The following is a 4,047-nucleotide window of genomic DNA, read 5'->3' as shown; positions in this document are numbered from 1 at the left end:
AAACAACATCTTAATATATCCTCCTTTATACCAAGTTTTATTAGCCTGTATAAGAGCCTCTCCTAGTTTATAAGAAAGATGATTTTTAAGTTTTAAAGCTTCTTTATAATCAGGATATGATTCTAAAGGAGGTAATTTTAAAGAAGGATCTTTTTTTATTTTTTCTTGGTAGTTTTTTTGTTCTTGTTTATGTGAAATCATTATACTTAATAATGCTATAGGCATTATTAAGTAGCCTAAGCAAGATTTAGAATTTACTATCATAGCTTGACCTAGTTTATATGAGAGTTGGTTTTGAATTCTTATTTTGGCTGTGCCGTATTTGGTTTGGAAGGATAGTAGATTGTTTGTATTTTGTATAAGTTCGTCTTTGTTTTTTATTGCTTGATTTAGATTTTGAATTTGAGTTGTTTTGTTTGTTATAAGTTCGTCTTTGTTTTTTATTGCTTGATTTAGATTTTGAATTTGTATATTTATCTTTTGCTCTATATTATGTAATTTATTATTATTTGTATCATATAAAATTTTATCACTTTTAGAAAAAACTTTCTTATAATAACCATATATAGCACTATTAGTGGGAATAATTATATCATTAATATAATCATGTTTTTTAATAATTTTAAACCTATTTTTATTAACACAATCAGGCAATTTAATATATCTAGATAATATAGAATTTGGTGATACTGAATAAATATTTATCGAATAATTTTTCATTAAAAAATCAAGGGCTTTTAAATCTACATCTTTACTATGAAAAACGCCTCTATTATGATTTATACTAAAACTAGGATTAAGCTTTATTAGATTATTTTTTTTAGAATCAAAAGCATAGTAATTTTTACTCTGATCGTAAAAATCAACCCCGGTTAAAAATATATTTTCATAGCCAAATATAATAGCTATTGCACACATATATATACTTGATGTTATTCTCTGATTATAATAAATTTCATTATATTTAATATAATTGTAAAAATCTTTTAGTTTATTCAAAATTTCATGACCCAAATAAGCCTCAGGAAACCAATTATAGAATGATTTTAAAAATAAAGAATTATCTATAAAATTTAAATCAAAAGTTGAACATATAATATTTTCAATAAAATATTCTTTTTTTAAAATAAGCTGCATGGAGGTATAATATTGTTCAAAAAAAACTCCTGGATTAAAAAAAACTGATTTTACATTTTTTCCTAAATAATATTTTTCTTCAAAATAAAATTGATTACATCTAAAAACATCATACTTATCGGGTAATCTTCTATAATCAATTTCTTTTAAACTTGGGCCATTTCCAGCTATTAAGACATTTTTTTCTTGATTATTATTTTTCATTTTATATTTGCAATCCATTTTAAATCCTCCGTTGTGTCTATATCCAAACTAGCTTTTTCATCCATTATATAACAACTCGTTTTTTCTTGCAAAAAAGTTGGGTTATTTAAAAATAAATTTGACTTTACTATATAAATTGCACCATTACTCATATAAGTTTTTGGTAATTTTTGCCTAGGCATAAACGGATATTTGTTATTGCAAATTCCTTTTAAGTTGCCATTATCATCTATAAAAGCTTTTAAAATTTTATTATCGCATTCTACAACACTTATTAATGCATTTGAGTTTTCATTTTTAAATTTTAAAAAAGCTTCGTCTATATGTACATTTGTCCTTAAAGGGGAAGTGGGTTGTAATAAAACAATATTTTCATAATCTTTGTAAAAACTCAAGGTATGTAATACAACCTTATCACTAGTTGTATCATCTAACGCTAACTCTTTAGGTCTTTTTAACACATCTACACCTTGAGTTTTTCCATATTCTAATATATCACTACCATCGCTACTTAAAACAATTTTATCTACATACTTTGAATTTTTTGCCGCATTGATAGTATAATACAACAAAGGCTTATTGTGTAAAAGAGCTAAATTTTTATTTTTTATACCTTTTGAACCAGCTCGAGCAGGTATTATAGCTAAAGTCATTTTTTATCCATAAATATTTTTTGCTTGTTTATAGTAAATAAAATATTATTTTTCAATAACCTATAAAATTGCTCAGAACTATTTAAAATTTCTAATCTTTTGTTTGTAATATTAGTGCATTTGCTAGTATTTAAAATAGCTTCTAATATATCTTTTTCCTCTGCATTTACTCTTATTGTTTTATTAATACCAGTTCTACCATCTTGTCTTGAGCCAACTAAAATTCCATTTACATTAAGATATAAAGCTTCTTTTATTATACAACTTGAATTTCCTATGATAAAATTGGCATTTTTTAGCAAACTTATAAAATACTCAAATCTTAAAGAAGGAAAAATTTTAAATCTTTCATTATTTTTAAGCCTTTCATAATTTTGCAAAATCAACTCAAATCCTAAATCATTATTTGGATAAATAACTATATAATTTTTCTCACTTTTTATAAGAGCATTTACAAATTCTTCACTTTGTTTATATAAAGAGTTTATTTCGGTTGTAATTGGATGAAATATAGCTATGGCATAATTTTTAAATTTTATATCATAATATTTTTTTGCTTCATCTAAAGATATAGTATTATTTAGCAATTCTAAATCAGGAGAACCTATAATGAAAATGGATTTCTCATCTTCACCCATTTGTATTAATCTTTTTTTTGCTATTTCATCATTTACTAAATGAATATGTGCTAATTTACTAATAGCGTGTCTTAAGCTCTCATCTATAGTTCCTGAAAGCTCTCCGCCTTCTATATGTGCCACTAAGATATTATTTAAACTTCCTACTATAGCAGCAGCTAAAGGCTCCACTCTATCACCATGCACTACTATCAAATCAGGCTCTATCTCATGTATAAATTTAGAAAAACCATCTATTGTTGATGATAAAGCCTTATCCATCTGATAATACTTATCATGATTTATATATTTATATATATTTTTAAAACCACATTTTTCTATTTCCATATAAGTAGAGCCAAATTTTTTACTCATATGCATACCGGTTACAAATATAAATAATTCAAATTCATTTGAATTATCAACTTTCATCATTAGTGATTTTATTTTAGAAAAATCAGCTCTAGTTCCACTAACAAAAACTATTTTTTTCATTCAAAATCATCCCATGTTAGTTGTATATTATTTTTTATATCTTTTTTTGCTCTTTTTCCAAGTATGGCTTCAAAATCCTTTGCACTTATCCCACCTTTTGAAGGTCTTTTTACCCAAATATTATCCATAGATAAAATTTCACCCTTTTTTATATCTTTAATACTTACTACACTAGCAAATGCAAAATCAATGGTCACTTGCTCTTCTTTTAAAGGATTTTTATTATTATCGCCTCTTAAAAGCACCATTTCTTGTGTTTGATTTATAAGATCTTTTAAAGCACTTTCATCCATAGAGCAAACTATATCAGGGCCTTTTCTATCCATGGTATCTGTAAAGTGTCTTTCTAGTACACTTGCTCCAAGAACTATTGCGCCTATACATGCAAGATTGTTTGTGGTGTGATCACTGAGTCCATAAAGACAATTAAATTCTTTATATAGTTCTAACATAGCTTGTAATCTTACTAAGTGTGATGGGGTTGGATATAAATTTGTAGTATGAAGTAAAACAAAAGGTATTTCATAATCTCTAAGTATTTTAACTGTGGGTTTTATACTTTCTATGCTATTCATTCCGGTACTTATAATCATAGGTTTTTTAAATTGTGCTATATGTTTTATTAAAGGATAATTATTGCATTCACCCGAGCCTATTTTATAAGCACTTACACCCATATCTTCTAAACGATTTGCAGCAGCTCTGCTAAATGGAGTGCTAAGATATACTAAACCTTGCTTTTCTACATACTCTTTTAAAGCTAGTTCATCTTTATAGCTTAATGCACATTGTTCCATAATCTCATAAATGCTAATATTTGCATTACCTGGTATAACATTTTTAGCTTCTTGACTCATTTCATCTTCGACTATATGAGTTTGGTGTTTTATTATCTTAGCTCCTGCTCTTTTGGCTGCATCTACCATAAGTTTTGCTATCTC

At 26.1% G+C, this 4,047-nt stretch carries 4 protein-coding genes; all 4 read right to left on the bottom strand.

Annotated features, from left to right (window positions below; all coding sequences use genetic code 11):
• Window positions 1-1,359 (bottom strand): alpha-2,3-sialyltransferase (locus CAMP5063_RS08170; RefSeq protein WP_337195150.1); only part of this gene is annotated, 1,359 nt, incomplete at its 3' end.
• Entirely contained in the window at window positions 1,338-1,994 is a 657-nt protein-coding gene (locus tag CAMP5063_RS08165; RefSeq protein WP_337195149.1) for an acylneuraminate cytidylyltransferase family protein, read from the bottom strand. The genes CAMP5063_RS08165 and CAMP5063_RS08170, both read right to left, overlap by 22 nt.
• A complete protein-coding gene (gene neuC / locus CAMP5063_RS08160) occupies window positions 1,991-3,106 on the bottom strand; it encodes a UDP-N-acetylglucosamine 2-epimerase (protein ID WP_052817904.1) in 1,116 nt (371 codons plus the stop codon). Before neuC ends, CAMP5063_RS08165 begins: the two co-directional genes overlap by 4 nt.
• On the bottom strand, window positions 3,103-4,047 hold a 945-nt coding region (gene neuB1 / locus CAMP5063_RS08155), incomplete at its 5' end, for a sialic acid synthase (RefSeq protein ID WP_337195148.1). The genes neuC and neuB1, both read right to left, overlap by 4 nt.

The sequence above is a fragment of the Campylobacter sp. RM5063 genome (assembly GCF_024723655.1).
Taxonomy (GTDB): Bacteria; Campylobacterota; Campylobacteria; order Campylobacterales; family Campylobacteraceae; genus Campylobacter_D; species Campylobacter_D lari_D.
Note: the sequence above shows the minus strand (reverse complement) of the source record. Positions and strands in the feature narration are given on the sequence as shown.

Bases quoted from the DNA above. Each gene is read 5' to 3' on its own strand.
- CAMP5063_RS08165 (WP_337195149.1), bottom strand. From the start codon at position 1,994: ATGACTTTAGCTATAATACCTGCTCGAGCTGGTTCAAAAGGTATAAAA.
- neuC (WP_052817904.1), bottom strand. From the start codon at position 3,106: ATGAAAAAAATAGTTTTTGTTAGTGGAACTAGAGCTGATTTTTCTAAA.